We start from the raw sequence: 26,432 nt of genomic DNA, 5'->3' as shown, positions 1-26,432 counted from the left end.
GTCTGCCCATTAAACGAGGAATAATATTCCATATTAGTTTGAATTAAGAATTTTGTTATAAAAAATGATTATAGTCCAAATGTCAACTGAAAATTTTTTCTAAAAATTAAACACTAGTGTAATAATATATTAATGATAATTAATAATGTGCCAGTGGAGTCCTTTGAAACAGGAGCTTATTAATAAATTAACCCCGTGAAGTATTATTTTAAAACTTCACGGGGTTTTAATTATTTTTAAAAATGATAAAAAACATATTCACAAAAGAATATGGATATGTTATAATGCATTCTATATTTATGACAATAAAAACCCCATTTTACAATAGAGAGGTAATTTTTATTATAAAGAGTTATGGGGGATTTGTCAATAGATAAATTTATTTTTTACAGGAGGATAATTATGAGTACAAAGTATGTATTTGTTACAGGCGGTGTTGTTTCTTCATTGGGAAAAGGTATTACAGCAGCTTCTTTAGGAAGATTATTAAAAAATAGAGGTTTAAAGGTTTCTATACAAAAATTTGATCCATATTTAAATGTAGATCCTGGTACTATGAGTCCTTATCAGCATGGGGAAGTTTTTGTAACTGATGATGGGGCAGAAACAGATTTAGATTTAGGACACTATGAAAGATTTATAGATGAGAGTTTAAATAAATATAGTAATGTAACTACAGGTAAAATTTATTGGTCAGTAATATCAAAGGAAAGAAAAGGGGAATATTTGGGGGGAACAGTTCAAGTCATTCCTCATATAACAAATGAGATAAAGAATATGATTCAAAGAGTATCTGAAGTTAAGGATGTTGATGTTGTTATAACAGAAATAGGTGGAACAGTTGGAGATATTGAATCTTTACCATTTCTAGAAGCAATAAGACAAATAAAATATGATGTTGGAATGGAAAATGTATGTTTTATTCATGTTACATTAGTTCCTTATCTTGGAAAGGCAGGAGAATTAAAAACAAAGCCAACTCAGCATTCTGTAAAGGAATTAAGAAGTATAGGTATTCAGCCGGATATAATTGTTTGTCGTTCTGAAAAAGAAATTTCAGATGATTTAAAAAATAAAATCGGCTTGTTCTGTAATGTAAATGGAGAAGCAGTAATACAAAATTTAGATGCTGAAAATTTATATGAAGTTCCTCTTATGCTTCATAAAGAAGGATTAGATACTTTAGTTTGTAAGAAGTTAGGTTTAGAATATAATGAAATAGATAATAGTAAGTGGATTGAAATGGTTAATAAGCTAAAAAATCTATCTGAAACTGTAAATATTGCATTGGTAGGGAAGTATGTAGAGTTTCATGATGCTTATTTATCAGTTGTAGAGGCCTTAAATCATGGAGGTCTACATAATGATGTAAAAGTAAATATTAAATGGTTAGATGCAGAAGAAGTAACTAAGGAAAATGCAGAAGAATTATTAAAGGATGTAGATGGAGTACTTGTTCCAGGCGGTTTTGGTGATAGAGGAGTAGAAGGAAAAATTGAGGCTATAAGATATGCAAGGGAAAATAAAGTTCCTTTCTTAGGAATTTGTCTTGGTATGCAGTGTGCAGTTATAGAGTATTCAAGAAATGTGTTAGGACTTAGAGATGCTAATAGTTCAGAAATAAATCCTAATACAGAATATCCAGTTATAGATCTAATGAATGATCAAAAAGATATTGATAAAATGGGTGGAACTATGAGATTAGGAGCATATCCTTGTAAAATTGAAAAGGGAACTTTTTCAGCAGAAGCTTACAAGGAAGAATTTATTTATGAAAGACATAGACATAGATATGAATTTAATAATGAATTTAGATCTAAGTTAACTGAAGCTGGTATGGTTCTTTCAGGACTAAGTCCTGATGGTAGATTAGTAGAAATTGTTGAAATAAAAGATCATCCTTGGTTTGTTGGAGCGCAATTCCATCCTGAATTGAAGTCAAGACCTAACAGACCGCATCCATTATTTAAAGATTTTATAAAGGCTTCTATTAAATACAATACTAAAAGATAGTTGATATTGACATAGGATTGATGTTTGTGATGTAATTGTAGTAAAAAAGAAGAAAGGATAGAATCCAATATGAGAGAAAAAAAATTAGGATTTATTGGATGTGGCAATATGGCAGGGGCTATTTTAGATGGAATATTAGCAAGTGAAGTTTTAAAGCCTTCAGATATTGTTGTATTTGATATTAATGAAAAAATAAGAGAAAAAGTTATAAAAAAAGGAATAGAGGTAAGTGAGAGCATTAAGGACCTTTGTAAGATATCTGCAAAAGTTCTTCTTGGAATAAAACCAAATGTAATTAAAAGTGTTTTAGATGAAGCAGGAAAGGAACTTAAAGGAAAGGCAATTTTATCAATAGTTGCAGGCATTAACAGTGATACTATAAAAGAATTGGCTAATACAGATGTTAGAGTATTAAGAATAATGCCTAATACTCCAGCTATGGTTGGAGAAGGAGCTACTGTACTTTGTTCTGATACTACATTTACTGAAGAAGAGAAGTTAGAAGCAGAAAAAATATTTAAATCCATAGGTATTGTAGAATGGCTTCCAGAAAAGATGATTGATACTGTAACTGGGCTTAGTGGTGGAGGACCCGCTTATGTAGCTATGTTTATTGAGGCTTTGGCTGATGGGGCTGTATTGGATGGTTTATCTCGTGCTACAGCTTATCGTTTAGCGGCACAAACAGTACTTGGAAGTGCAAAAATGATTTTAGATACAGGAATGCATCCTGGAGTATTAAAGGATATGGTTTGTTCACCAGGAGGAACTACAATTGAAGGAGTAAAAGCCTTAGAAGATGGTGGTTTACGTTCAGCTGTTATACAATCAGTTATAGATAGCAGTAATAAATCTCGTAAATTAAGTAAAAAGTAAAAGATATAATAAATAAAAACGCAGATAGAATTATTTTTATTAAATTCTATCTGCGTTTTTTTACTGCCTTATTTAATATTTTCTTAAATTTCCATTGGAAGCAGGCTCATCAGCTTTAGTTTGATGAATGGTGCCATGAGGATGTTGAGGTGGTGCATATATGGAATATAATTTAAGAGGCTCATTACCTGTGTTAATAACATTATGCCATGTACCCGCAGGTATCATTATTGCAAAATCATCAGTAACTCTTCTTTCAAAATCTAAGTTATCTCTATCAGTTCCCATTCTAACAATTCCTTCACCTTCTTCAATACGCAAGAACTGATCAACATCAGAGTGAATCTCTAAGCCTATATCTTCCCCAACGCTTAAACTCATTAAGGTTACTTGTAAGTTGTTACCTGTCCATAAGGCAGTACGGAAATTATTATTTTGTTTAGTAGCTTCATCAAGATTGATTACGTAAGGATCAGGTCCATGATCTGTAATCATATTACTTGGCATAAATTCTGAACGATAAGGATAAGGGGTAAAACCATAGTCCCAATTATTTCTTGGTATATTTACCCAGTAATGATAAGGATCATAAGAATTATACAAGCTTGTCATTCCTTTCAAAAATCTTATAACACTATAATATAGTATGTTTTTTTATAAATGTTGTGTATTGAGGATAAATAAAAATTATATGGATTTTTAATTTTTGTAAATTAATTGCTTTAATAATAGTTAGAATTTAATAAATAAAGAAGTAGTTGATAAAATAATTTTATTCTTAATTTTAGGAGGAAGAGTTATGGGATATAAACTGATAGCTTGCGATATGGACGAAACTTTGCTTAATGATAATCATAAGATATGTAAAAGAAATATTGAAATGATAAAAAGAGCGAAAGTTATATGGAATTTAATGCATTAGGGGTAAATAAAGGACAAGGGCTCATAGATTTAGCAAGAATTTTAAATATAGATATAAAAGATACAATCGCTATAGGAGATAATTATAATGATAGTCTATGCTTAAAGTAGCAGGATTATCAGTAGCTGCTAATAATGCAGTAGAGGATATAAAGAAAATTTGTGATTATACTACAAGAGCTGATAATAATGAAGGTGTAGTTGCGGAAGTGATAGAGAAATTTATTATAAATAATTAGACGAGTTTTAAGGATATGTGGATTTTAAACGCATGTCCTTTTTATTTTATAAAATTAGGAAATTCAGAGAGAAAATTTGATTAATAAAGAGAAGTGATAATAAATTGAAATATATTTATAAAATGATAAATTTATTGTAAATTTGAACAAATTGTAAACTTGTATGTTTGTCCATGAAAATGTAATATAAACTTAATTTCTTAAATTGCCTATTTAATAATATTAATTATTTCTCTTCTAAAGAGGCATAATAAGAACAAAAAAATAATTATATTAGGGATTGGTATAAATAAAGGAGTATCTAATATGAAAGTAATGATAGTTGGTATAGGAAAGCTAGGTTATAAATTAGCTGAGACTATGATAAGTGAGGGAATTGATGTAACATTAATAGACTCAAATTCTAAGGTCATTGAAAGGATAAATGACCATTTAGATGTTCTTACAGTAAATGCAAATGGACTAGAAATAGATATTTTAAAAGAACTTAATATTGAAGATTATGATTTGCTGATAGCATCTACTAATAGTGATGAAACCAATACTATAATATGTACTTTAGCAAAAAAATTAGGCTGTAAGAAAACTATAGCAAGAATGAGAAATCCAGAGTACACGGAACAGCTGGACTTTATTAAAAATGAACTTGGAATAGATTTAATAGTTAATCCTGATTTAGCTATTGCAAATGAAATATCAAGATATTTATTAAAAAAATATAGTTTTTACACGGGTGATTTTGCAAAAGGAAAAGTTCAAATGCGTGATTTAAATGTTAATTTTTTACCGGGATTTGTAGGGAATAGGATTATGGATTTAGACAATATGGACGGAATTCTTATTGCTGCTATAACAAGAGATGGAGATGTAATTATTCCAAATGGCTCTACAGAATTAAATGAAGATGACATAATTCATTTTATAGGAGATACTAGAAGTATTAATAATTTAGTAGATAAATATAGACTTAATACTAATAGAAAACAAATTAAAAGAGCGATGATCTTTGGTGGAGGTAAGCTTGGCTATTATTTAGCCAAAAGACTAATTGAAGCTAATATAAATGTTGTTATAATTGAAGAAGATAGAGAAAGATGCAAGTATTTAAGTAATAATTTAGATAATGTATTAGTAATCCATGGTGATGGAACAGATATAAATATATTAGATGAAGAAGAATTATCAGAAATGGATGCTTTTATAGGGGCAACTGGTTTTGATGAACAGAATATTTTAATGTGCTTAATGGCTAAACAAGCTCATGTTAAAAAGGTTATCGCTAAAATAAGCAGACCAAGTTACTCTCATTTAATAGATAAATTTGGAATAGATGCTGCCTTAAATCCTGTTAATATTACTGTAAGTAATATACTCAAGTTTATACGTGGCGGTAAGGTAGTTTCAGTTTCTTTACTTTTAGGTGAACAAGCAGAAGTCACTGAGGTTATTATTGATGAAAGCTTAGATATAGTTGGTAAAAAGGTATCAGAGTTAGGATTGCCAAAGGGAATAATAATAGGTGCAGCTGTACAAAAAGGAAAGGTAGTTATTCCTAATGGTAATACAATTATCAATGCTAAAGATAGACTGATTATATTTTCTTTAACTGAAGATACAGCGGCAATAGATATGTTTTTAAAGCCTAAAAAGGGAGGAGTATTTAGTGAATTATGGCATCGTAATTAAAGTTTTAGGGAAGATATTAAGTCTTGAGGCTTTATTAATGCTTCCATCCCTGCTTATAGCAGTATATTATGGACAATCCGATGTATTAGCTTTTATTAAATGCATAATACTTATTGGTGTTGTAGGCTATCTAATGACTAAGGTAAAATGCAAGAATAATAAAATTAATGGTAAAGAAGGATTAGCTATAGTAACTTTTGGATGGATTTTAGCATCCTTTTTTGGTTCACTTCCCTATGTTTTTTCTGGAAGTATCCCATCTTTAGTAGGTGCATTTTTTGAAACTGTATCTGGATTTACTACAACAGGCTCTTCAGTGCTTACTGATATAGAAATAATACCAAAAGGGATTTTATTTTGGCGTAGTTTTACTATATGGTTAGGTGGTATGGGAATATTAGTGTTTGGAGTAGCAGTTTTGCCAAGCATAGGAGCAAGTGGATTCCAAATATTTAAGGCAGAAAGTCCAGGACCTATAAAGGATAGAATAGTTCCCAAAATAAAGGAAACAGCAAAAATTTTATACACAACTTATAGTATTATTACCGCAACATTAATGATATTACTTTTAATAGGTGGTATGCCTCTTTATGACTCTATAAATCATGCTTTTTCTACTATTGGTACAGGTGGGTTTTCTATTAAGAATTTAAGTATAGGTGCTTATAATAGTTCTTATATACACATGATTATTGCAATATTTATGCTTTTATCCGGTGTGAATTTTTCTTTATATTATGCCCTATATAAGGGGAAATGGAGAGAAGTAATAAAAAATTCTGAATTGAAATTTTATCTTGGATTAATATTTATCTCAGTAGTTTTAATTTCCATAAATTTATTGTTTACTTCTTATGATAAGATTAGTATTGCCCTTAAGGACGCTTTCTTTCAAACAAATGCTATTATTACAACAACTGGTTTTTCAATTGTAGATTTTGATAAATGGCCGACTTTTAGTAAATCTATATTATTTTTATTAATGTTTGTTGGTGGATGTGCAGGTTCTACTGCTGGAGGTATAAAGAATATTCGTATAGTAGCTTTGTTAAAACTTGTAAAAAGACAAATAGTAAAAACTTTTCATCCAAGAGCCATGATACCTGTTAAAATAGATGGAAGATCAATTTCAAGTGATACCACTGCAGCAATAACCAGTTTTTTTGTTTTGTATATTGGTATATTTGTAGTAGGAACAATAATAATATCTCTTGAAGGTTTTGATTTTCTTAGTTCGGCTAGTGCTGTTGCTACTGCTCTAGGCAATGTAGGCCCAGGATTTGGGGTTATAGGGCCTATGTTTAACTTTAGTGTATTTAGTGATTTTAGTATTTTTTTACTTTCTATCCTAATGTTATTAGGAAGATTAGAGTTATTTACAATTATAGCTTTATTTGCACCAAGTAAGTGGAAAAATGAGGTTTAAGTTTTTAAAAAGCTGATTTCTGTATTTACGGAAGTCAGTTTTTTATATTTAGCTAAAATTAATATGAATAAATTTATAAATGACTGTAAACTATAAAATTATATGACATAATTAAAAATAAATTGAATATTGTGATAATTTTAAATATAATTAAATATATAAGGGGGTATAAATTATGAATGAGTATAGAGGTTATGAGATTGAAGTTATAAAAAATAATGAAAAGGAATACCCTTTTAAAGCTATTGCAAAAAAAGGAGAAAATGAAATAAAACATAAGGGAAGAACAGAAACAGAAGCAATTGATCTGGTTAAGCAGGGTATTAATATTGTTATAAATAAGGTAGAAAAAAATAATTTTCAGTAGAGAATTAAAGAATCTTCAATATTTTGAAGGTTCTTTTTTTGGTCAAAAGAAAATAGCTGATTATTAAAAAATTGAATTTGATTTGACATTAAAATTTTAATAGTTTAACATTAAAGTATTATTACTTTAGTGCTAAAGTATTAGGAGGAAGTTATGATTGAAACTGATTTAGCTATGAAATTTAAAAAAATTCATCAAAGGGTAATGCAGTTAATGCAGAAAAAGATAGATAAATATGGTTTGAGCACAGGCCTTTTACATATTGCCCTTATAATAGAAAAAAATCCTGATATAAGTCAGAAGGATATAGCAAAGGAACTTAGAGTGACAGAGGGTGCGATTAGTACTTCAATAAAGAAGCTGTTAAATTTAAAAATACTTGATCAAATACCTTTAGAGGAAGATATGAGATATAATAAATTAGTTTTAACTGAATTAGGTAAGTCTATTATAGATGATTATAGAGATCATTTGCCAAATATATATAAAGAAATGTTTAATGGATTTAATCAAGAAGACTTATTAAAATTAAGCAATTTCTTATATAAAATAAATAAGAATTTAGATAATATGAATAAATAATAATTTAAATAGTATGAAAAACTAAAATGATTAGAAGTTAGAAGAATAGGAGGGATATTTTGAAAAAATTATTACCGTTTATGAAAAAGTATAAGATTTTTGCTATTTTAAGTCCAATACTTATGATTTTAGAAGTTTTAGCAGACATAGTTATTCCATATTTTATGTCATTAATAGTAGATATAGGAATAGTGAATAAAGATATTAATTATATTATAAGGATAGGAATTATTATGATTATTTCTGCCTTATTGGGTATGACCTTTGGAGTTATGAGTTCCCATTATGGAGCTAGGGCAGGTTATGGTTTTGCAGCAGAAATTAGAGCTGAAATATTTAGAAAAATTCAAAGATTTTCTTTTGCTAATTTAGATGAATTTTCAGTTTCATCCCTTATAACAAGACTTACCAATGATTGTAATACTCTAGGTCAAGTTGCTATGATGAGTTTACGTATGGCTATAAGGGCGCCTTTTTTACTACTATTTGCACTAATTATGGCTTTTAATATAAATGCGTCTTTAGCAAAAATATTTATGGTTGTATTACCACTTACTGCAATTATTATAGCAGTGGTAATGATAAAAGCACGTCCATTATTTAGAATGCTTCAAACTAAGATTGATAGGGTAAATGCAATTATTCAAGAAAATTTAATAGGAATAAGAGTTGTGAAATCTTTTAATAGACAAAAACATGAAGAAAAAAGATTTAAAGAAAGAAATGATGATGTAAGAAATACTGCTATTAAAGCTGTTTCTCTAGTTGTTACTTTAATGCCTGCTTTTAATCTTATGGTATTTTCAACTATAATTGCAGTACTTTGGTTTGGTGGACAAAAAGTTACAGCTGGGACTATGGGAAGTGGAGAGTTAATTTCCTTTATTACTTACATAATACAAGTTTTAATGGCTCTTATGCTAATGGCTTTTTTCCTTATGCAATTAATGCGTGGTATAGCTTCTGGAGGTAGAGTTATAGAAGTATTAGAAACAGAATCAGAAATTAAAGAAATATTAAATCCTATAAAAGAATTGAAAGACGGTTCTATAAGTTTTAAAAATGTAAACTTTATTTATCCAAGAAGCAAGGAGAAAACTTTAAAGAACATAAATTTTGAAGTAAAATCAGGAGAAGTTCTTGGAATTATTGGTTCTACAGGTTCTTCTAAATCTACCTTAGTACAGCTTATACCAAGGCTTTATGACGTAACAGAAGGAGAAGTTATTGTTGGTGGCTTAAATGTAAAAAATTATGATATTAAGGCCTTACGTGATCAGGTAGCCTTTGTATTGCAAAAGAATACTTTGTTTTCAGGAACTATTCGTGAAAATATGAAGTGGGGAAATGAAAATGCAACAGATGAAGAGATAATAAATGCTCTTAAACAAGCCCAAGCTTGGGAATTTGTTTCAAAGTATGAAGACGGCTTGGATCATAGAGTAGAACAAGGTGGAGATAATTTCTCAGGCGGTCAAAAGCAAAGGTTAAGTATTGCTAGAGCTTTATTAAAATCGCCTAAGATATTAATTTTAGATGATTCAACCAGTGCTGTAGATATGACTACTGATGCTAAAATTCAACGTGCATTTAAAGAAGAACTAGGTCATATTACTACAATAATCATTGCTCAAAGAATTTCATCAATTCAGCATGCTGATAGAATTATTGTAATGAATGAAGGGGAAATAGAATCCTTTGGAGATCATGAAACTTTAATGAAGGTATCTCCGATTTATAAAGAAATCTATGAGTCACAAAAGAAAGGGGTGGTTGGAGAATGAGTAAACACCGTCAATTACGCCCAAATGATCCTAAAAAAACAATAAAAAGATTATTTAAATATTTAAGATACAATAAAGCTTTATTATGGTGGGGAATAATTTTTATAATATTAAGCTCCATTGCACAAATAGGAACTAATGCTATGTTAAGCCCTATAATAGACACTTTAGTTAAAGGGGATGGCATGAGAATATTTATAAGATATCTTATTATAATGGGAATGTTGGTAATAGTTATTTCTGCATCTGAATATTTGGGAAACTTGTTTATGGCAAAGTTAGCTCAAAAAACTATTCATAAAATTCGTGAAGATATGTTTTCTCATATGGAAAAACTGCCGATTTCTTATTTTGATAGAAATTCCCATGGGGATTTGATGTCTACTTTTACTAATGATGTAGATATGCTTAACCAAGCTTTTGAGCAAGGGATATCACAAATTATTGTATCAGCAATAACAGTTGTTGGAACATTTATTATGATGTTATTCATAAGCCCAATTTTAACTATAATAGTTGTAATTATGTTAGCAGTTATGCTTGCTTTTACAAATTATGTTGGGAAAAAATCAACAAGATATTTCCGTGCTCAACAAGCTGCCTTAGCTGATATGAATGGATATATTGAAGAAATGATGTCAGGGCAAAAAGTAGTTAAAGTATTCAATTATGAGAAAAGAGCTATTAATACTTTTGATAAGAAAAATGAAGAACTTCGTAAGGCGAGCAGCAGTGCAGCTACTTATGGTGTTATGCTTCTCCCTATTATGGGGAACTTATCTTATGTATTATATGCCCTTATATCAATGGGCGGAGCCTTTTTAGTAATGGTAAATAAATTAAGTATAGGTAATATTGCATCTTATTTGCAATACACAAGAACAATTTCTAGACCTATAACTCAAGTTTCTAATCAACTTAATACTTTATTTGCAGCTCTAGCTGGAGCAGAAAGAATTTTTAAAGTATTAGATGAAAAAGTTGAAATTGATGAGGGAGATGTTACTTTAGTTAGAAGAGAAGATGGTACTGCTTATTGGAAGGTTCCAAATAAAAATGGAGGATATGAAGAAGTAGCTCTTAGGGGTGATATTACCTTTGAAAATGTAGACTTTGGTTATCTTCCAGGACAGAGAGTGCTAAAGAATATAAGTCTATATGCAAAGCCAGGACAAAAAATAGCCTTTGTAGGATCAACTGGTGCTGGTAAAACAACTATAACAAATCTTATAAATAGATTTTATGAAATTAGTGATGGAAAAGTATTATATGATGGAATAGATATTAGACGTATTAATAAGCAGGATTTAAGAAGTACAATGAGTATAGTTCTTCAAGATGTTCATTTGTTTGAGGGAACAATAGCAGATAATATTAGATATGGAAGATTAGATGCTACAGATGAGGAAGTAAAGGAAGCTGCAAAGCTTGCTAATGCTCATTATTTTATCAAAAATTTACCTCAAGGATATGATACAATGCTTACAGAAGATGGTCATAATTTATCACAAGGTGAACGTCAATTATTATCTATAGCTAGAGCAGCAGTAGCTGACCCAACTATACTTATTCTTGATGAAGCTACTTCATCTGTAGATACAAGAACTGAAAAGCTGATTTCAGAAGGTATGGATAAATTAATGGAAGGAAGAACAACCTTTGTAATTGCTCATAGATTATCAACAGTTCGTGATTCTAATGCAATAATGGTGTTAGAACAAGGAGAAATAATAGAACGAGGAAATCATGAAGATTTAATGAAGCAAAAAGGTCGTTATTATGATTTAAATACTGGAACAGTTGAGTTAGATTAATTTTAAAAAATAAAGGATAAAAGGAATAAGGAAAATAAAAAGAGAATAATAATTAACGATTACTAATTAATAATTAAAGGAAAAGTTTTAAAGGAATAGAAAATTGTGAGTTTATGAGGAGGGCGTATGTTTAAGGATTTAGTAAAGAAAAATAGAAGTTATAGGCGTTTTTATGGAGATATGAAAGTTACAAAGGAACAACTAAAAGATCTTATAGAATTAGTAAGATTAACACCGAGTGCTGCTAATCTTCAGCCTCTTAAATATATTTTGATTTCAGAGGAAGAAATGAATAAAAAAGTTTATGAAACTTTAAAGTGGGCTGGATATTTAAAAGATTGGAATGGGCCTATTGAAAGTGAACGTCCTACAGGATATATTGTTATGCTTAGGGATAAAAATATAAGTCAAAAGCAAAGTGTAGATGAAGGAATTTCTGCCCAAACTATATGTCTTGGAGCTACAGAAATTGGGTTAGGATGCTGCATAATAGGATCTATTAATAGAAGCAAATTATCAGAAATCCTAAATATTGCTGATAATTTTGATATAGTTTTAGTTATTGCATTAGGATATCCAAAGGAAAATGTAATAATTAAAGATTTAGCTGAAGATAGAAATATTAAGTATTATAGAGATGAAGAAGGAAATCACTATGTTCCAAAACGCAGTATTAATGAATTAATTGTAGAAGAAATATAGTTTTTATTCAATAAAATTAAGAATTAAACAACAGACATTATAGTAGCTTCAACTATTCAAACAGGAGAAAGTGCCCAAGAAATCACAGCCTCAACAGAAGAAGTTGATGTAAGTATCCAAACTTTATCAGCAAATGCTTTAGATAGAAGCAGCAAGAGCTGGGGAGCAAGGAAAAGGCTTTGCTGTAGTAGCAGATGAAGTTAGGAAACTTGCTGAGGAATCTTCTAAGGCAGTACTTAAGATACAAGAAATTACTAATGAAGTTATAAATGCTTTTGAGGAAGTAAAGGAAAATAGCAAATCAATTTTAGAATTTATTTCTAATGATATTAAGCCTGAATTTTTAAGACTAATATCTGTTGGGGAATCTTATCTTAAAGATTCAGAAGTACAAGCTGAAAAGGCAAATGAACTAAATGCAATGATTAAAAACAAATATAATTTTAGAAACTACGCAGTAGTTTCTTCCTTAACTATTAACTGCACCTTATAAACTGTAAACTAAAAGATTGTTTTGCAATCTTTATTAACATGATTAAAATTAATTTTCTAATATCCCACTCCCCACTCCACACTCCCCACTCCACACTTCTAACTCCTAACTAACTAACTAACTGTCTCCCTCTCCTAACTGAAATAGGTTCTAGAAGTATTTTTCTCTAAATAAAATATTAGTAAGAATTTAAAGTTAAATCTTGGGGGAAAAATGAAAAATAGAAACTGCTTCGATTTTTTACAGTTAGAATTTAGGGATCTATATCAGGCAACAACTAATTTACTCAAGGAGGATAAAATTGAACTAATTACTGAAAAAATATTAAAGATAATTAGTGAGATTGTAATTATAATCCATTTAAAAAATAATCTATTTTATAATAGTGAAAATACACTAATTAAAAATATTGAGTATCTTTCAAGAAAAGAAATACTACCTTATTCTCTTATGAAATATTTAGTTAAATATATTGAAGATATTGAACTTATAAATACTTCTTTAATTAATGAAAAAATAAATGAAGAAAACATAAGGATTAAGTTAAAAGATCTAAAGGTCATATATGAATTTTCGGTATGGATGGCAATAAATTGTGGTGAAGAAAAATACAACTTATTTTATGATAAGCTTTCAGCAGAAGAAAAGAAGATATTTGGAAAATACTTAGATTTTTATAAGGAAGAATTATATCAAATAAATAGTCAGTATGGAATTGAAGAGCTTGAGGAACTTAATAAGAGAGATGAAGATGAGGAGCTTTTATATGATGAAGATTTAGTAAATGGAGAACTTTATTATATAGGGAAAACAGTAGAGCAAGATTATTATAAGGCAAGGGAATATTTTAAAAAATCTGCGAATAGGGGTAATCAGTATGCTCAAAGCTATTTAGGCCTGTTTTATGAGAAGGGTTATGGGGGAGAAAAGGATATTGATAAAGCCCTATATTGGTATAAAAAATCTGCTCTTCAAGGTAATGCCTTTGCTCAATATTCTTTAGGATATATTTATTTTACTGGAATAGAAGTAGAAAAGAATTTAGATTTTTCCTTTAAGTGGTATAAGGAAGCGGCAGAAAATGGATTTCCTCCAGCTCAATATGCTTTGTCTTACTTATATAAAAATGGATTTGGATGCGAAAAAAGCATTTTTAAAGCTTACTATTGGCTAGAAACTTCTGCGGAAAATGACTTTGAAGATGCTTATTATATTTTAGGCCAATCTTACTTAGATGGGATATATATTGATAAAGACTATAAAAAAGCCTTTTTTTATTTGTCAAAGGGGGCAGAAGTAAATGATGTTAATTGTCTAGAAGCTCTTGGAGATATGTATTTAGAAGGGCTTGAAGTGGAAAAGGATGGTGAAAGGGCCTTATCTTATTATTTACAAAGTGCTGAAGAAGGAAATATTAAGGCCTACTATAAAATTGGAAGGCTTTATGAGGAAGAAGAAAATTATGAAATGGCTTTATTATATTATTTAAAGGGGCATAATAATGGAGATTTAAAATCAACTCAAAGGCTTGGAATTATGTACTATAATGGGGAAGGAGTAAATAAGGATACTGAAAAGGCCATACAATATATGAAAAAGGCAATAGTAGATAAGGATCCTCATTCCTTATATTTAATGGGAGTTATTTACCTAGAAAAAGATAGGGATAGGGCCTTATATTATCTTAGGAGAGCCTATAAAAGAGGTTCCCATTATGCAGCAGAAGTACTAGCTAGTGAATACTATATTGATATATTAAATAAGAAGAAAATTGATGAAAAAGAATTATTAGAATATATAAATTATGCAGCAGATAAGGGCCTTGCTGATGCAATTTATTATAAGGGGCTTGCCTATATTTATGGAATTGGACTTGAAAAGGATGAAGAAGAGGCTTTTAAATTATTTATAGAGGCTGCAGAAAAGGGGTCTGAAAAGGCAATGTTAAAGCTTGGCAGCTGCTATCTACATGGAATATATGTAAAACAAAATATAGCTAATGCAATAAAATGGTATAAGGAAGCAATAAAAGAAAAGAGTTTAGAAGCTTATTTGAATTTAATAGATGTTTATGAGAAGGGAATAGGAATAGATAAAGATTATAATAGTGCCTTAAACCTTGCTCTTGAATTAAGAAAAATAAATAAGGCAGAGGGCAATGAAAAATTAATTTATTATAATGCTAAGGGAATTGGTTTAGAAAGTTCCTATGAAAAGGCAGAAGAATATTTAAAGGAATTATTTCTAATAGATGAAGGAAAAACCTTTAATATTCTTGGAGAGTTAGCCGAAGAAAATTTATTGAATTACAATAAGAATGATGCAATAAAGTATTACTTAGAGGCAATATCCAGAGGAAATAATACTGCTTATGATAATCTAGTTTACTATTTATATAAGAATAAGATATATGATGAAGAATCACAAAATGAAATATGTTCTCAGAAGGATATAGATTATAAATATATAGAAGAAAAGATAAATGAATATAAAAACAAGTATAACTTTGTTGAAATGAAAAAAGCAACTTTTATAGAAGGGGTTAAAAATATTGAAGAAGGCAGATTAAATTCAGATAATGAAAAAATAGAAACAGGTATAAAGGATATTATAAAGAGCATTCATCTTGGATTCTATGAAGGAATAAAGTATTTAGTCAGCTTTTATGAAGAGGAAGTAAAAACAAAAGAGAACTTATTGAAGTTATATGAATACAAGAAGTATATGGAATTTTATGGAATTTAACTAATTAATTAAAAATCTCTAGTATAAAGAATTTATGCTAGAGATTTTTTTTAATTTTAAATAAAATATTATTTCAAAAAAAATATAAAAAAATGAAATAAAACAATTCGAAGAAGAATATAAATTATAATAGATATTTCTTAAAGATGAATTTAACTAAATGCAAAATAGCATGGAGGTTTTAGTTATGATAGAAAACATGGAAGTAATTATATTTGAAATAATTAGTCAAGGGGGGACAGCAAAGGGATTAGCTTATGAAGCTTTAGATGCAGCAGAAAAAGGGGATTTTGAAAGGGCTGAGCAATTATTAAAAGAAGCAGATACATGTTTAGGGGAAGCTCATAAAATACAAAGTAATTTAATTCAAGCTGAAGCAAGGGGAGAAAGAGCTGATCTTTCCCTATTACTTGTACATGCCCAAGATCATTTAATGACAGCTATAGAAGCAAGAACTTTAATAGAGCACATGATAAGAATGTATAAAAAGATGGTATAAAAATAAGGAGGTATTATTTATGAAAGTATTATTTGTTTGTTCTCAAGGTATGTCTAGTGCTATAGCAGTTAATGCCCTTAAGAAGGAGGCAGAAAAGAAAGGAGTATCAATTGAAGTAAAGGCAGTAAGTACACAAGAATTTGAAGAAGAAGTAAAGAAGGGCTATGATGTGGCAATGGTTGCACCTCAGGTAAGACATCGTTTCGATTACTTAAAGGAATATGCTGATGCAGAAAATGTTCCTTGTGCATTAATTCAGCCTCAAGCCTATAGTCCATTAGGAGGAGCAAAGCTACTAAAGCAAGTTACAGATTTAATTAATAAGTCTTAAACTTGTAAAATTACAAGTTAAAATATTTTATATTAAGGGGGGATTTCCTATGAATAAGTTTGCGGAATTTTTAGATCAAAAATTATCAACTCCAATGGCTAAGATGGCAGAACAACGCCATTTACGTGCTGTTAGAGACGGAATTATAGCTACTTTGCCGCTTATTATTGTTGGATCATTATTCATCTTAATTGGTATTCCACCATTGCCAGATGAATGGGCTATTACTCAATTTTTAAAAGCTAATAACAGCGTTTCAATGCTACCTTACCGTGTGACAATGTATATTATGACTCTTTATGCCTGCTGGGGAATAGGATATAGTTTAGCTAAATCCTATAAGCTGGATGGAGTTACTGGAGGAACTCTTTCAGCAATGGCCTTCCTATTAACAATAGTTCCACAAGCAATCGACGGAGTAGGTTTTGTACTTCCAATGGCAAACCTTGGTGGCGGTGGAATGTTTGTAGGTATCGTAATGTCTATATTTGCTGTTGAAGTTTTAAGATTTACAACAGTTAAGAATTTCAGAATAAGAATGCCTGAACAAGTTCCACCATCAGTAGCAAGATCCTTTGAAGCTTTAACACCAACAGCAATTATAGTGCTTATTGTAGGTAGTTTAACTTATTTTGCTAAGTTTGACTGGCATTCATTTATAGGTAAAATTGTTAGCCCATTATTATCAGCAGCTGATACTTTGCCAAGTGTTTGGCTATTAATAATATTAATTACTTTCTTCTGGTCCTTTGGTATTCATGGAGTATCAATTGTTGGATCAGTTGCCAGACCATTATGGTTACAATTATTAGATCAAAATACAGCTGCAGCAGCTTCAGGAGTTGCATCAACTGAATTACCTGCAATAGCAGCAGAACCTTTCTTCCAATGGTTTATATGGATAGGGGGATCAGGATGTACTATAGGTTTAGTAATAGTATTAGCTTTATTTGCTAAGTCCAGCTATGGTAAGCAATTAGGAAGGGCAGCCTTAGTACCAGGTATATTTAATATTAATGAACCAATTATATTTGGTGCACCTATAGTTTTAAACCCAACTTTAATAATTCCATTTATCTTATCACCATTAGTTACAGGAACTATTGCCTGGATAGCTACAAGTTTAGGTTTAGTTGGCAGAGTTACAGTAACGGCACCTTGGACCTTGCCAGGACCTATAGGAGCATATTTAGCGACTGGTGGAGATTGGAGAGCAGCAGTATTAAATATAATCTGTATAATTGTTTCAATAGTTATTTATTATCCATTTGCTATGATATACGATAAGAAACTATTGAAAGAAGAAAAAGGAGAAATTATTTAAATATATAAAATTAAAGAAATAATATAGGGGCTGTCTTTAAGCCCCTATATTTATGTGGTAATATAAGAAAAGAATAATAAATAATTAAAAAATAAAGAAGAGGTGTAATTATGGGAAAACTAGGAATATCAATATATCCAGAAAAGAGCAGTGAAGAAAGAATATTAAATTATATAGATAGTGCAAGCAAATATGGCTTTAGTAGAATTTTTTCTTGTCTACTTTCTGTAAAGGATACCAAAGAAAATATAAAGAGGGATTTCAAAAAAATAAATGACTATGCAAAATCAAAGGGCTTTGAAATTATTTTAGATGTAAGTCCTAAAGTATTTAGTGATTTAGGTATAAGTTATAATGACTTAAGTTTCTTTAAAGAAGTAGGTGCAGACGGCTTAAGATTAGATGTAGGTTTTACAGGTTCAGAAGAAGCCTTAATGACCTATAATGATCAAGGTCTTAAAATTGAAATTAATATGAGTAATAATACTCATTATATAGATACTATAATGGATTTTATGCCAAATAAGGATAATTTAATAGCTTGTCATAATTTTTATCCTCATAGATACAGCGGCTTAAATTTTAATCATTTTATGGAATGTACAAAGAATTTTACTAAGTATGGCTTAAGAACTGCAGCCTTTATTACAAGCCAAAATAAGGATACTTTTGGACCATGGCCTGTAACAGATGGACTTCCAACCTTAGAATTACATCGTAATTTACCAATAGAAGTACAGGCAAAACATTTTATAGCCCTAGGAAATATTAACGATATAATAATATCTAATTGTTATCCTATTGAAGAGGAACTAAGAAAATTAGGGTCAATGAGAAAAGATATGGTAACCTTTGATATTGAAATTGTAGAAGGAACTCCTGAAGTTGAAAGAAAAATACTGCTTGAAGAAAAACATTATAATAGGGGAGATGTTTCAGATAACATGATAAGATCAACCCAAAGCCGTGTTAAATATAGCGGTCATGAATTCAAACTATTTAATGCACCAGAAATAATAAGAAAAGGTGATGTTATAATAGAAAGCAGCGAATATGGACATTATGCAGGGGAAGTGCAAATAGCTTTAAGGGATATGAAAAACAGTGGAAAATCTAATGTTGTGGCTCGTATTAAGGAAGAAGAAATATTTATCTTAGATTATATTAAGCCATGGCAAAAATTTAATTTTAATTCAATAAAATAAGATAGTTACTATATTTTCTAAGGCTAGTATATTATTCATCAATTAGAAGGAAGCCCATATTGGGCTTATCCCCTATCTGTGTTAATATAAACTCCAACAGATGAATAATATCTGAGGAGGAAATAAACATATGATTAAATCAAAAATTTTAGCATTATTTTTATCAGGATGTTTAATTACAGGTATAGGAGTTGGAAACTAGCTAAAAAAATCTGAAAATAATAATACAATGGAACATTATGCAAGAATAAAGTCACAAGATATGGGTGATAGAGGATACTTTAATCACACTAATCCAGAAGGACAATTAATCACTGCTCAGATGCAGGCTGATGGAGTATCTTATAGAGCCTGGGGGGAAAATATAGCATATATTTCAGGAATGTCAGGTAACTCTCAATTAGCAACAAAATTTATGGACAACTGGATGAATTCATCAGGCCATAGAGCAAATATCTTATCTACAAACTTTACAAGCATAGGAGTTGGGGTCTATAAAATAGGAAATACTTACTATGCAACACAAGAGTTTTATAAATAGTTTAGTAAAATTCAGTTAGTAGTTAGTAGTGTGGAGTGAGATTTAGTTAGTAGTTTGGAGTGTGGAGTGGAATTCAGTTTGAGTGGAATTTTTTATTTATTTACTTGTGCTAACAAAAAGTATTGAAATTTTTAAAATTTCAATGCTTATAAATGGCATAAAACCATTATTTTTTATTTTTTCGCAAAAACAACTTTTAGCGAAATTATGTTATATAGATTTGTTATAATTTATTTTTAATAAGTTTTAAATTAATACTTGAAAATAAAACACCTGCTAAAGCTGAAATAATAATAGAGATAATAATATTTGTATTCATAAAATCAAACATTATTATAAACCAATTTAATCCAAATCCTAATACGCCATGACTCATTATATATTCAAATTTATTTAAATGTCTATTACTTTTTGTTAGGTTAAACCTAATAATATTAAATACTAAATTTACAACAAATAATATTAATAAAATATATAGTCTATTAATGCTTGAATTGCTATCTACAACTAAATGAGTTAATAAATAAAAAATATATATAAAGAGTGTAGAACGTATGCTTTCATTTATTAATTTATACATCATCTTAAAAACCTCCGTTATTATTTAGTTAAAAAATCATATAACATAACACCAGCAAGTCCACCACCAGCAGCACCAAGAGGACCACCAAATACTCCACCTAATAATCCACCACCAGCAGCAAGTTCTCTCCAATAATCTCCACCAGAGATATTCTCAAGCTCATTTAAATTTAATTCAGTAAAATCCTGAGATTGAACTAAGTCTATATTTCTCACCTCCTTTTAAAATAAAATGCAAATATACAATAATTAAACAGAATATGGTATAATTTCCATATTGCAAATTATACCATAAAAAGGATGATTTGAAAATATTTATTAAAACTATATACAGAGAAATAATTAAAATATATAATAATATGATACGATATATTAAAAATTTGGTAAAATAGATTATTTAACCTAAAAATACAAGATAGATACTAAAAGGAAAGTATTGTTTAGTGCAACGATACTTTTTTAACAATATGGATCAATTAAAGCAGCAGAAACTTGAATTTTCTGTAGAAGGTATTAAGTATATTTAAAATGATCGTTTATAGGTATTACTTTTGAACGAATTAAAATCGCAACGCCAAATAGTATACTTATTCTGAAAATAATAATATTGACTTAAAATTAGATTATAATTAATTAACAATTTTATGATTTTTTAATATATAATGTAAATAGTGTTAAAATATAACGTAATAGATTCTATTTTTAAAAGGAGGGAATTATGGAAAATACGATTAAAATTTTAAAAATTGCTTTATTCTTTTGTATAGGTGTTATATCAGTAGTTATTTTTATAAAATCAAATAACAAGAAATTTAAAATATCTAATGATAAAAAAACACTTGAAGAAGGAAAAGAATATATCAAAAACAATAGAATAATAGGTATTATAACAGCGGCAAGTTCATTTGCTATTAGTATATCAGTATATTACAATTGGGGGTTAATAGAGCTTATAGGATATGGAGGCATGTTATTAGTATACATATTAACTTTTAAATTAAAGTGCTAAAAACATCACAAATCCACAGGAAAATTAGGGTGATTATTGATAATAATAAAAATTATACATGCATTTATTATAAAGAAAATAGGAATGTATAAAATTTGAAATGGAACCTATATGAATAGACTTTTTCTAGGGTCTACTATATAGGTTCCATTTTATATGTTTTATTCAAACAAGACAGTTTTTTGATTAGCTAAGTGCTTCAGCAAGACCTGTAGCTGCTAGAATTTGACCACCTATTATACTAGCTGAAATACCGATTGCAGCAGCGGTTCCTATTACAGGTAAAGTAGAAGCAGCAGCAATACCACTAGCAACAGCACTAACACCTGTTAATACTTTTTTCCAACCATTACCACCTTCAATTTGTTCTAAATCATAAGTATTTAGTTCTAAAAAATTTTCCATTGTAAACCTCCATAATAAAATAATATTTTTAAATTATTCAAATAAACCTATTGCAGACGCACCTATAGTTGCATAACGAGCTATTTTAGCCGCTGCACCTACTGGTGGGCATGCGATTGTAAGACCTATAGTACCAACTAAGATAAGACCAGATCCAACTTTTGAAGCAAAGTTTCCACCATCAATATTTTCAAGTTCGTTTAAGTCTAAAGATATAAAGTTATTATTTAATACTAATTCCATAATAATACCTCCCTAAATTTTTAATATATTTATAATAAACTCCAAATTTCGGCGCCTTATATGAGGAGTATATTAACAAGTTGGTTAAAGAATATTAGGACTTATAGATATATAAGCCTCAGCATGGAAACTATCAATTTCTTCTTGTGTTTTGACTTCTTTTATATTTACTGTATATAGAGTGCTTATAGGAGTTAACTTATTAGCACTAATGTAATTTTGTAAATTCATTACTGTATTTTGAAAAGTTGCAGGATTACCATTATGACTTACTTTTAAACAATTAGTTAGTTTAAATTGCTTTTTTAGCTTGTACTTATTGGTTTCAACAAAATCTTTATTTACTGGAATTAATATTTCAATATCCATGGTAGGAATCATAGCTTGTGTAATAGAAAATGTTGTTGAAATTTTTGGTCCCATTATATTTAGTCCATTTTCTTTTATAAAGTTTTCTATATTATATATTTCTTTTTGTAGTTCAGATTGTGTTAAGGTTGTTCTAAAAGATAATAGGTTCTTTAAATATAATTCTTGATTAGTTTCTATCATATGTTCTCTTCCATTATTCTTTTTGCAAACATTTTACATATTTATTCAAACTTTACAAAAAATATAATAACATGTTTACAAAAAAAGTAAATATCATACAATAAATATATATTGTTACATTATTGCATATAATTCGCATATAATTCGCATATAAGAAATTAATTTGCAGGAGAGTGAGATTTTAATAGATGAGTATATTTAAAAAATATCATTGTATAAAGCAACACGATATAAAGGATTGTGGAGCGGCTTGTTTAGCTACTATTTGTAGGCAGTACGGTCTTAAAGTACCAATATCAAAGATAAGAGAGGTGTCTGGAACAGATAAAAATGGGACGTCAGCTTATGGTGTTATAAAAGCCGCTGAAAGTCTTGGTTTTACAGCTAAGGGAGTTAGAGTTTCAAAACCTGAAGATATTTTTTCTGACTTTCCGAAACCGTCTATTGCTCATGTTATTATAGATGGAAAACTAATGCACTATGTAGTTATTCATAAAGTAACTAAAGACGAAATATTAATTGCTGATCCTGCCAAAGGGTTAGTTAAATATAAACCAGAAGAATTTTATAAAATATGGACAGGCATATTAATACTTATGGTACCAGCACCAACTTTTGAAAAGGGGGATGAAACAAAAGGTTTATTTCAAAGATTTTGGGGACTTATAAAAGTTCAAAAGAATCTTTTAGTAAATATATTTATATCATCAATATTAATAAATATTTTAGGAATAATAGGATCGTTTTATTTTAAGTTTTTAATAGATGATATACTTCCCAATAATTTAGATAAAAGCTTATTAGTAATATCAGTAGCTATGATAGGACTAGCATTATTTAGAGTTATTACAGAATTTTTTAGAAGTTTATTACTTACCCATATGTCTCAAAACATTGATATTCCATTACTATTAGGATATTACAATCATGTTATAGATTTGCCTATGAACTTTTTTGGAACAAGAAAAGTAGGAGAAATTATATCAAGATTTAGTGATGGAGCAAAGATTAGAGATGCTATATCATCAGCTACACTAACTTTAATGATAGATACAATAATGGCTATTGTTGGTGGAGTTATTCTTTATATGCAAAGTCCTAAAATGTTTTTAATTTGTTTTGTTCCTATATCCTTATATTTGGCATTAGTATTTATATTTAAGAAATCATTAGAAAATGTAAATAGAGATGTAATGGAGGAGAATTCAAAGCTTACTTCATATCTGGTTGAATCTATAGAAGGAATAGAAACTGTAAAGTCTTTTAATGGAGAAAGAAAAGTTAATTTAGAAACAGAAAAGAAGTTTATAAAGTTTATAAAATCTATATTTAGATATAGTTATGTAAATAATCTACAAGGATCTTTAAAAAATGGAGTTAAAGCTGTATTTAGCATTTGTATCTTATGGTTAGGAGCATATCTAGCAATTAAGGGTGAAATTTCAATAGGTGTATTAATAAGTTTTAATGCATTATTAGCTTATTTTATTGAACCTATTGAAAGAATGATAAATTTACAACCACAATTACAAAGTGCAATGGTTGCAGCAGATAGACTTGGAGAAATATTAGATTTAGATAAAGAAAAATCAGTAAATGAGGATAAAAAAATAAATCCATCAACGCTTTTAGGAGAAATACAATTAAAGAATGTTGACTTTAGATATGGAACAAGACAGCTAGTATTAAAAGATATAAATATGGATATAAAGCCTGGAGAAAAAGTTGCATTAGTTGGGGAAAGCGGTTCAGGTAAGACTACTATAGCTAAATTACTAATGAATTTTTATGATGTAGAAAAGGGAGAAATTATAATTAATAATTATAATATAAAAGACATAAATAAAGAGGCTCTTAGGGATAAGGTATCTTATATATCACAAGATTCATTCTTTTTTTCAGGTACAATAAAAGAAAATCTTGAATTTGCAAATGAAGAAGCCACTTACGAAGAAATTATAGATGTATGTAAGAAAGCCCAAATTCATGATTATATTAACAGTTTGCCATTAAGATATGAAACACTACTTGAAGAAAAAGGAGCGAATTTATCAGGTGGTCAAAGACAAAGACTATCTATTGCAAGAGCATTACTTAAAAAGCCAGAGATATTAATTATGGATGAAGCTACATCTAATCTTGATTCTATAACAGAAAAGGCAATAGAAGGAACTATCGAAGAATGTACTAAAAATACAACTACTATAATTATTGCTCATAGGTTAAGTACCATAATGAGATGCGACAGAATATATGTTATGGATAAAGGAAGGGTAATTGAATCTGGAAGCCATGATGAATTATTAAATAATCAAGGATATTATTATAGATTATGGAAGGGGCAAAGCTTTGATGGATTAAATGAAGTTGCAGCTACAAAAGAAAATCCGTTATTAGTAAATCCATTTCTAGGAGGTGTAAACTAATGAGATATAAAATTGAAGAACTAAAGGATATTACAGATTCAAGAGAAATAATGCAAAGCACGCCTCATGGATTTTCAAGATATATGATGTACATAATAATAGCTTTATTAACTGTTGTTATTACATGGTCCTTATTAGCTAAAAAGGAGATAACAGCTAAAGCCAATGGAGTAGTAAGGCCTTCAGAAGAAATTTACAAAGTTTCAAGTACAACAAATGGTAATGTAACTTCTGTAAATTTAAAAGAAGGAATGAAAGTAAAAAAAGGTGATATTTTATTAATATTAAATGGCGAAGAATATGAAATTCAACAAAGTGTACTCCAGGAAAGCCTTGATAAAAAAGAAAAAGAGCTTGAGGCATCAAGAAAATTAAAAAATTCAATTAATGATGGAGCAAATTATTTATCTCAAAATGATGAAATAGAATCAAGTTACTATGAGAAATATGAATTATATAAGACAACAATGGCAGAATATGATAAGCAAGGTTCAGCTACAGAAGCACAATTAAGCAATTTAAAAAATAAAAACGAGGATTTAAATTTATTATTAAAATCAATAGATGAGGAAAAAAATTATTTTAGTTCTGATCATTATATGTATTATCAATATTTAGATTATGAAATGACATTAAATCAATATAGGAATCAAATAGAAAGTTATAATAAACAAATAAAAGAACTAGAAGATAGTAAAATAGAGGATGTTAAAACTAAGGAAGAAGAAATAAATAATTCTGGTAATGCAAGTGAAAATACTGAAACTAATACAGCAATAGACAAACAAATTGAAACATTAAAAAACAATATAAAATCAGCAGAAGCTGAAATAGATAAGTATAAAAATTCTCAAAAAGCAACTATCAAAAGCAATATAGACCAAAATAAATCAAGCCTAAGCCAAGGAACGGTTATAACTAACAATAATACTTACAAAGAACAGTATTTAACACAATTAGATGCAAATATATCTGCTTTAGAAGATTCTATTCAAGAATTAAAAATGAATTTAGAGCTAGTAAATTCAAGATTAGATGATACAAGTATAAAAGCTGAATATGATGGTGTAATAAATATTATTAATGAAATAAAGGTTGGGGATTATATTCAGAGTGGTACACAAATAGCCTCAATAGTACCTGATGAAACATCTGATTTTATAGCAGAAATATATATAGAAAATCAAAATATAGGTGAAATATCAGAAGGCGAAGATGTTATTTTAGAATTTGCATCATTACCACAAAGTGAATATGGAGTTATAAAAACAAAGTTAGATAATATAAGTATTGATGCGAAGATTAACCCAGAGCAGGGAATTAGCTACTATACAGGAAGATGTAAATTAGATGCAACATCAATGAAAAATGATAATGGAAATGTTGTAAATATTAAGAATGGAATGATGATACAAGCTAGAATAATTAATAGAGAGGTTTCTTATTTTAGATATTTCTTAGAAATGATAAATATTTCGAAGTAAGATAGAAGTTAATTTTTGCGCAATTAGTAAAGCCAATGAATGTGAATCATTGGCTTTTTTATATGTGCGCCCGGCATGGGCGTAATCTTGTCGGTGAAAGTCCGATACGGGGGTTGATAGTGCCAACCGTTAGCCTAAGACAAGGGTGTCCACCGCGAGGTGGAATCTGAAGGAAGTCGGCGG

General features: G+C 29.1%; 25 protein-coding genes and 2 pseudogenes. 21 read left to right on the top strand and 6 right to left on the bottom strand.

Annotated elements, in window-relative coordinates:
* Positions 1-402 precede the first annotated feature (402 nt).
* Complete coding sequence (locus KQI16_RS02145; RefSeq protein WP_216431850.1) at positions 403-2,013, top strand: CTP synthase; 1,611 nt, start codon at positions 403-405, stop codon at positions 2,011-2,013.
* Between the two features lie 69 nt (positions 2,014-2,082).
* On the top strand, positions 2,083-2,889 hold the full coding sequence (gene proC / locus KQI16_RS02140; protein WP_216431848.1) for a pyrroline-5-carboxylate reductase: 807 nt from the start codon (positions 2,083-2,085) through the stop codon (positions 2,887-2,889).
* Between the two features lie 72 nt (positions 2,890-2,961).
* On the opposite strand, the gene KQI16_RS02135 is transcribed toward proC, so the two are convergent.
* Positions 2,962-3,501, bottom strand: coding sequence for a cupin domain-containing protein (locus tag KQI16_RS02135; protein WP_216431847.1), 540 nt, complete (start codon positions 3,499-3,501; stop codon positions 2,962-2,964).
* Between the two features lie 187 nt (positions 3,502-3,688).
* Between KQI16_RS02135 and KQI16_RS12860 the strand changes: the two genes are divergently transcribed.
* From KQI16_RS12860 to KQI16_RS02060, 16 genes and pseudogenes are all read left to right on the top strand, one after another.
* Positions 3,689-3,811 carry an HAD family hydrolase gene (locus tag KQI16_RS12860; RefSeq protein ID WP_286172839.1) on the top strand — a complete coding sequence of 41 codons (123 nt, stop codon included), beginning with the start codon at positions 3,689-3,691 and terminating at the stop codon, positions 3,809-3,811.
* Positions 3,793-4,049: pseudogene (locus KQI16_RS02130) on the top strand (HAD hydrolase family protein). Before KQI16_RS12860 ends, KQI16_RS02130 begins: the two are co-directional and overlap by 19 nt.
* Before the next feature lie 306 nt (positions 4,050-4,355).
* Complete coding sequence (gene trkA, locus KQI16_RS02125) at positions 4,356-5,735, top strand: Trk system potassium transporter TrkA (RefSeq protein ID WP_216431846.1); 1,380 nt, start codon at positions 4,356-4,358, stop codon at positions 5,733-5,735.
* A complete protein-coding gene (locus tag KQI16_RS02120; protein WP_216431845.1) occupies positions 5,713-7,161 on the top strand; it encodes a TrkH family potassium uptake protein in 1,449 nt (482 codons plus the stop codon). Before trkA ends, KQI16_RS02120 begins: the two co-directional genes overlap by 23 nt.
* Positions 7,162-7,336: 175 nt before the next feature.
* Complete coding sequence (locus KQI16_RS02115; protein ID WP_216431844.1) at positions 7,337-7,528, top strand: hypothetical protein; 192 nt, start codon at positions 7,337-7,339, stop codon at positions 7,526-7,528.
* A gap of 153 nt (positions 7,529-7,681) precedes the next feature.
* On the top strand, positions 7,682-8,110 hold the full coding sequence (locus KQI16_RS02110) for a MarR family winged helix-turn-helix transcriptional regulator (protein ID WP_216431842.1): 429 nt from the start codon (positions 7,682-7,684) through the stop codon (positions 8,108-8,110).
* 59 nt (positions 8,111-8,169) lie between these two features.
* Positions 8,170-9,894: an ABC transporter ATP-binding protein gene (locus KQI16_RS02105; RefSeq protein ID WP_286172838.1), complete on the top strand. Its 1,725-nt coding sequence runs from the start codon at positions 8,170-8,172 to the stop codon at positions 9,892-9,894.
* Positions 9,891-11,708 carry an ABC transporter ATP-binding protein gene (locus KQI16_RS02100; RefSeq protein ID WP_216431840.1) on the top strand — a complete coding sequence of 606 codons (1,818 nt, stop codon included), beginning with the start codon at positions 9,891-9,893 and terminating at the stop codon, positions 11,706-11,708. The genes KQI16_RS02105 and KQI16_RS02100 overlap by 4 nt, the downstream gene beginning before the upstream one ends.
* A gap of 126 nt (positions 11,709-11,834) precedes the next feature.
* A complete protein-coding gene (locus KQI16_RS02095) occupies positions 11,835-12,410 on the top strand; it encodes a nitroreductase family protein (RefSeq protein ID WP_216431838.1) in 576 nt (191 codons plus the stop codon).
* Positions 12,411-12,552: 142 nt separating this feature from the next.
* Positions 12,553-12,903, top strand: coding sequence for a methyl-accepting chemotaxis protein (locus tag KQI16_RS02090; RefSeq protein WP_216431854.1), 351 nt, complete (start codon positions 12,553-12,555; stop codon positions 12,901-12,903).
* A gap of 213 nt (positions 12,904-13,116) precedes the next feature.
* Positions 13,117-15,648 (top strand): tetratricopeptide repeat protein, encoded by a 2,532-nt coding sequence (locus KQI16_RS02085; RefSeq protein ID WP_216431836.1) that lies wholly within the window; start codon positions 13,117-13,119, stop codon positions 15,646-15,648.
* A 187-nt stretch (positions 15,649-15,835) separates the two neighbouring features.
* Complete coding sequence (locus tag KQI16_RS02080) at positions 15,836-16,147, top strand: PTS lactose/cellobiose transporter subunit IIA (protein WP_216431835.1); 312 nt, start codon at positions 15,836-15,838, stop codon at positions 16,145-16,147.
* Between the two features lie 19 nt (positions 16,148-16,166).
* The gene (locus KQI16_RS02075) at positions 16,167-16,478 is read left to right on the top strand and encodes a PTS sugar transporter subunit IIB (protein ID WP_216431833.1); all 312 of its coding nucleotides are present in this window, start codon (positions 16,167-16,169) and stop codon (positions 16,476-16,478) included.
* Positions 16,479-16,527: 49 nt separating this feature from the next.
* Positions 16,528-17,802: a PTS sugar transporter subunit IIC gene (locus tag KQI16_RS02070; protein ID WP_216431831.1), complete on the top strand. Its 1,275-nt coding sequence runs from the start codon at positions 16,528-16,530 to the stop codon at positions 17,800-17,802.
* A gap of 110 nt (positions 17,803-17,912) precedes the next feature.
* Positions 17,913-19,007: a DUF871 domain-containing protein gene (locus tag KQI16_RS02065; protein ID WP_216431829.1), complete on the top strand. Its 1,095-nt coding sequence runs from the start codon at positions 17,913-17,915 to the stop codon at positions 19,005-19,007.
* 220 nt (positions 19,008-19,227) lie between these two features.
* Positions 19,228-19,548: pseudogene (locus tag KQI16_RS02060) on the top strand (CAP domain-containing protein); the annotation flags it as partial.
* Between the two features lie 223 nt (positions 19,549-19,771).
* On the opposite strand, the gene KQI16_RS02055 reads toward KQI16_RS02060, so the two are convergent.
* Entirely contained in the window at positions 19,772-20,131 is a 360-nt protein-coding gene (locus KQI16_RS02055) for a hypothetical protein (RefSeq protein WP_216431827.1), read from the bottom strand.
* Positions 20,132-20,148: 17 nt separating this feature from the next.
* Positions 20,149-20,346: a colicin V family bacteriocin gene (locus KQI16_RS02050; protein ID WP_330654127.1), complete on the bottom strand. Its 198-nt coding sequence runs from the start codon at positions 20,344-20,346 to the stop codon at positions 20,149-20,151.
* A gap of 502 nt (positions 20,347-20,848) precedes the next feature.
* On the opposite strand from KQI16_RS02050, the gene KQI16_RS02045 reads away from it, so the two are divergent.
* On the top strand, positions 20,849-21,139 hold the full coding sequence (locus KQI16_RS02045) for a hypothetical protein (RefSeq protein WP_216431825.1): 291 nt from the start codon (positions 20,849-20,851) through the stop codon (positions 21,137-21,139).
* Between the two features lie 186 nt (positions 21,140-21,325).
* Here KQI16_RS02045 and KQI16_RS02040 read toward each other — a convergent pair whose 3' ends face one another.
* From KQI16_RS02040 to KQI16_RS02030, 3 genes are all read right to left on the bottom strand, one after another.
* Positions 21,326-21,544: a ComC/BlpC family leader-containing pheromone/bacteriocin gene (locus KQI16_RS02040; RefSeq protein ID WP_216431823.1), complete on the bottom strand. Its 219-nt coding sequence runs from the start codon at positions 21,542-21,544 to the stop codon at positions 21,326-21,328.
* 33 nt (positions 21,545-21,577) lie between these two features.
* Entirely contained in the window at positions 21,578-21,787 is a 210-nt protein-coding gene (locus KQI16_RS02035) for a hypothetical protein (RefSeq protein WP_216431821.1), read from the bottom strand.
* Positions 21,788-21,871: 84 nt separating this feature from the next.
* Positions 21,872-22,339 carry a transcriptional regulator gene (locus KQI16_RS02030; protein ID WP_216431819.1) on the bottom strand — a complete coding sequence of 156 codons (468 nt, stop codon included), beginning with the start codon at positions 22,337-22,339 and terminating at the stop codon, positions 21,872-21,874.
* A 188-nt stretch (positions 22,340-22,527) separates the two neighbouring features.
* Here KQI16_RS02030 and KQI16_RS02025 point away from each other — a divergent pair, with 188 nt between their 5' ends.
* Together KQI16_RS02025 and KQI16_RS02020 are read left to right on the top strand one after the other, a co-directional pair.
* Positions 22,528-24,765: a peptidase domain-containing ABC transporter gene (locus KQI16_RS02025; RefSeq protein WP_216431818.1), complete on the top strand. Its 2,238-nt coding sequence runs from the start codon at positions 22,528-22,530 to the stop codon at positions 24,763-24,765.
* Positions 24,765-26,249: an HlyD family efflux transporter periplasmic adaptor subunit gene (locus tag KQI16_RS02020; RefSeq protein ID WP_216431817.1), complete on the top strand. Its 1,485-nt coding sequence runs from the start codon at positions 24,765-24,767 to the stop codon at positions 26,247-26,249. Before KQI16_RS02025 ends, KQI16_RS02020 begins: the two co-directional genes overlap by 1 nt.
* Positions 26,250-26,432 lie beyond the last annotated feature (183 nt).

Source organism: Caproiciproducens sp. MSJ-32 (genome assembly GCF_018918055.1).
Taxonomy (GTDB): Bacteria; Bacillota; Clostridia; order Clostridiales; family Clostridiaceae; genus Clostridium.
Note: the sequence above shows the minus strand (reverse complement) of the source record. Positions and strands in the feature narration are given on the sequence as shown.

Coding starts and splice junctions, on each gene's coding strand:
- KQI16_RS02145 (WP_216431850.1), top strand. CDS start 403: ATGAGTACAAAGTATGTATTTGTTACAGGCGGTGTTGTTTCTTCATTG.
- proC (WP_216431848.1), top strand. CDS start 2,083: ATGAGAGAAAAAAAATTAGGATTTATTGGATGTGGCAATATGGCAGGG.
- KQI16_RS02135 (WP_216431847.1), bottom strand. CDS start 3,501: ATGACAAGCTTGTATAATTCTTATGATCCTTATCATTACTGGGTAAAT.
- KQI16_RS12860 (WP_286172839.1), top strand. CDS start 3,689: ATGGGATATAAACTGATAGCTTGCGATATGGACGAAACTTTGCTTAAT.
- trkA (WP_216431846.1), top strand. CDS start 4,356: ATGAAAGTAATGATAGTTGGTATAGGAAAGCTAGGTTATAAATTAGCT.
- KQI16_RS02115 (WP_216431844.1), top strand. CDS start 7,337: ATGAATGAGTATAGAGGTTATGAGATTGAAGTTATAAAAAATAATGAA.
- KQI16_RS02110 (WP_216431842.1), top strand. CDS start 7,682: ATGATTGAAACTGATTTAGCTATGAAATTTAAAAAAATTCATCAAAGG.
- KQI16_RS02100 (WP_216431840.1), top strand. CDS start 9,891: ATGAGTAAACACCGTCAATTACGCCCAAATGATCCTAAAAAAACAATA.
- KQI16_RS02095 (WP_216431838.1), top strand. CDS start 11,835: ATGTTTAAGGATTTAGTAAAGAAAAATAGAAGTTATAGGCGTTTTTAT.
- KQI16_RS02085 (WP_216431836.1), top strand. CDS start 13,117: ATGAAAAATAGAAACTGCTTCGATTTTTTACAGTTAGAATTTAGGGAT.
- KQI16_RS02080 (WP_216431835.1), top strand. CDS start 15,836: ATGATAGAAAACATGGAAGTAATTATATTTGAAATAATTAGTCAAGGG.
- KQI16_RS02075 (WP_216431833.1), top strand. CDS start 16,167: ATGAAAGTATTATTTGTTTGTTCTCAAGGTATGTCTAGTGCTATAGCA.
- KQI16_RS02070 (WP_216431831.1), top strand. CDS start 16,528: ATGAATAAGTTTGCGGAATTTTTAGATCAAAAATTATCAACTCCAATG.
- KQI16_RS02065 (WP_216431829.1), top strand. CDS start 17,913: ATGGGAAAACTAGGAATATCAATATATCCAGAAAAGAGCAGTGAAGAA.
- KQI16_RS02055 (WP_216431827.1), bottom strand. CDS start 20,131: ATGATGTATAAATTAATAAATGAAAGCATACGTTCTACACTCTTTATA.
- KQI16_RS02045 (WP_216431825.1), top strand. CDS start 20,849: ATGGAAAATACGATTAAAATTTTAAAAATTGCTTTATTCTTTTGTATA.
- KQI16_RS02040 (WP_216431823.1), bottom strand. CDS start 21,544: ATGGAAAATTTTTTAGAACTAAATACTTATGATTTAGAACAAATTGAA.
- KQI16_RS02035 (WP_216431821.1), bottom strand. CDS start 21,787: ATGGAATTAGTATTAAATAATAACTTTATATCTTTAGACTTAAACGAA.
- KQI16_RS02030 (WP_216431819.1), bottom strand. CDS start 22,339: ATGATAGAAACTAATCAAGAATTATATTTAAAGAACCTATTATCTTTT.
- KQI16_RS02025 (WP_216431818.1), top strand. CDS start 22,528: ATGAGTATATTTAAAAAATATCATTGTATAAAGCAACACGATATAAAG.
- KQI16_RS02020 (WP_216431817.1), top strand. CDS start 24,765: ATGAGATATAAAATTGAAGAACTAAAGGATATTACAGATTCAAGAGAA.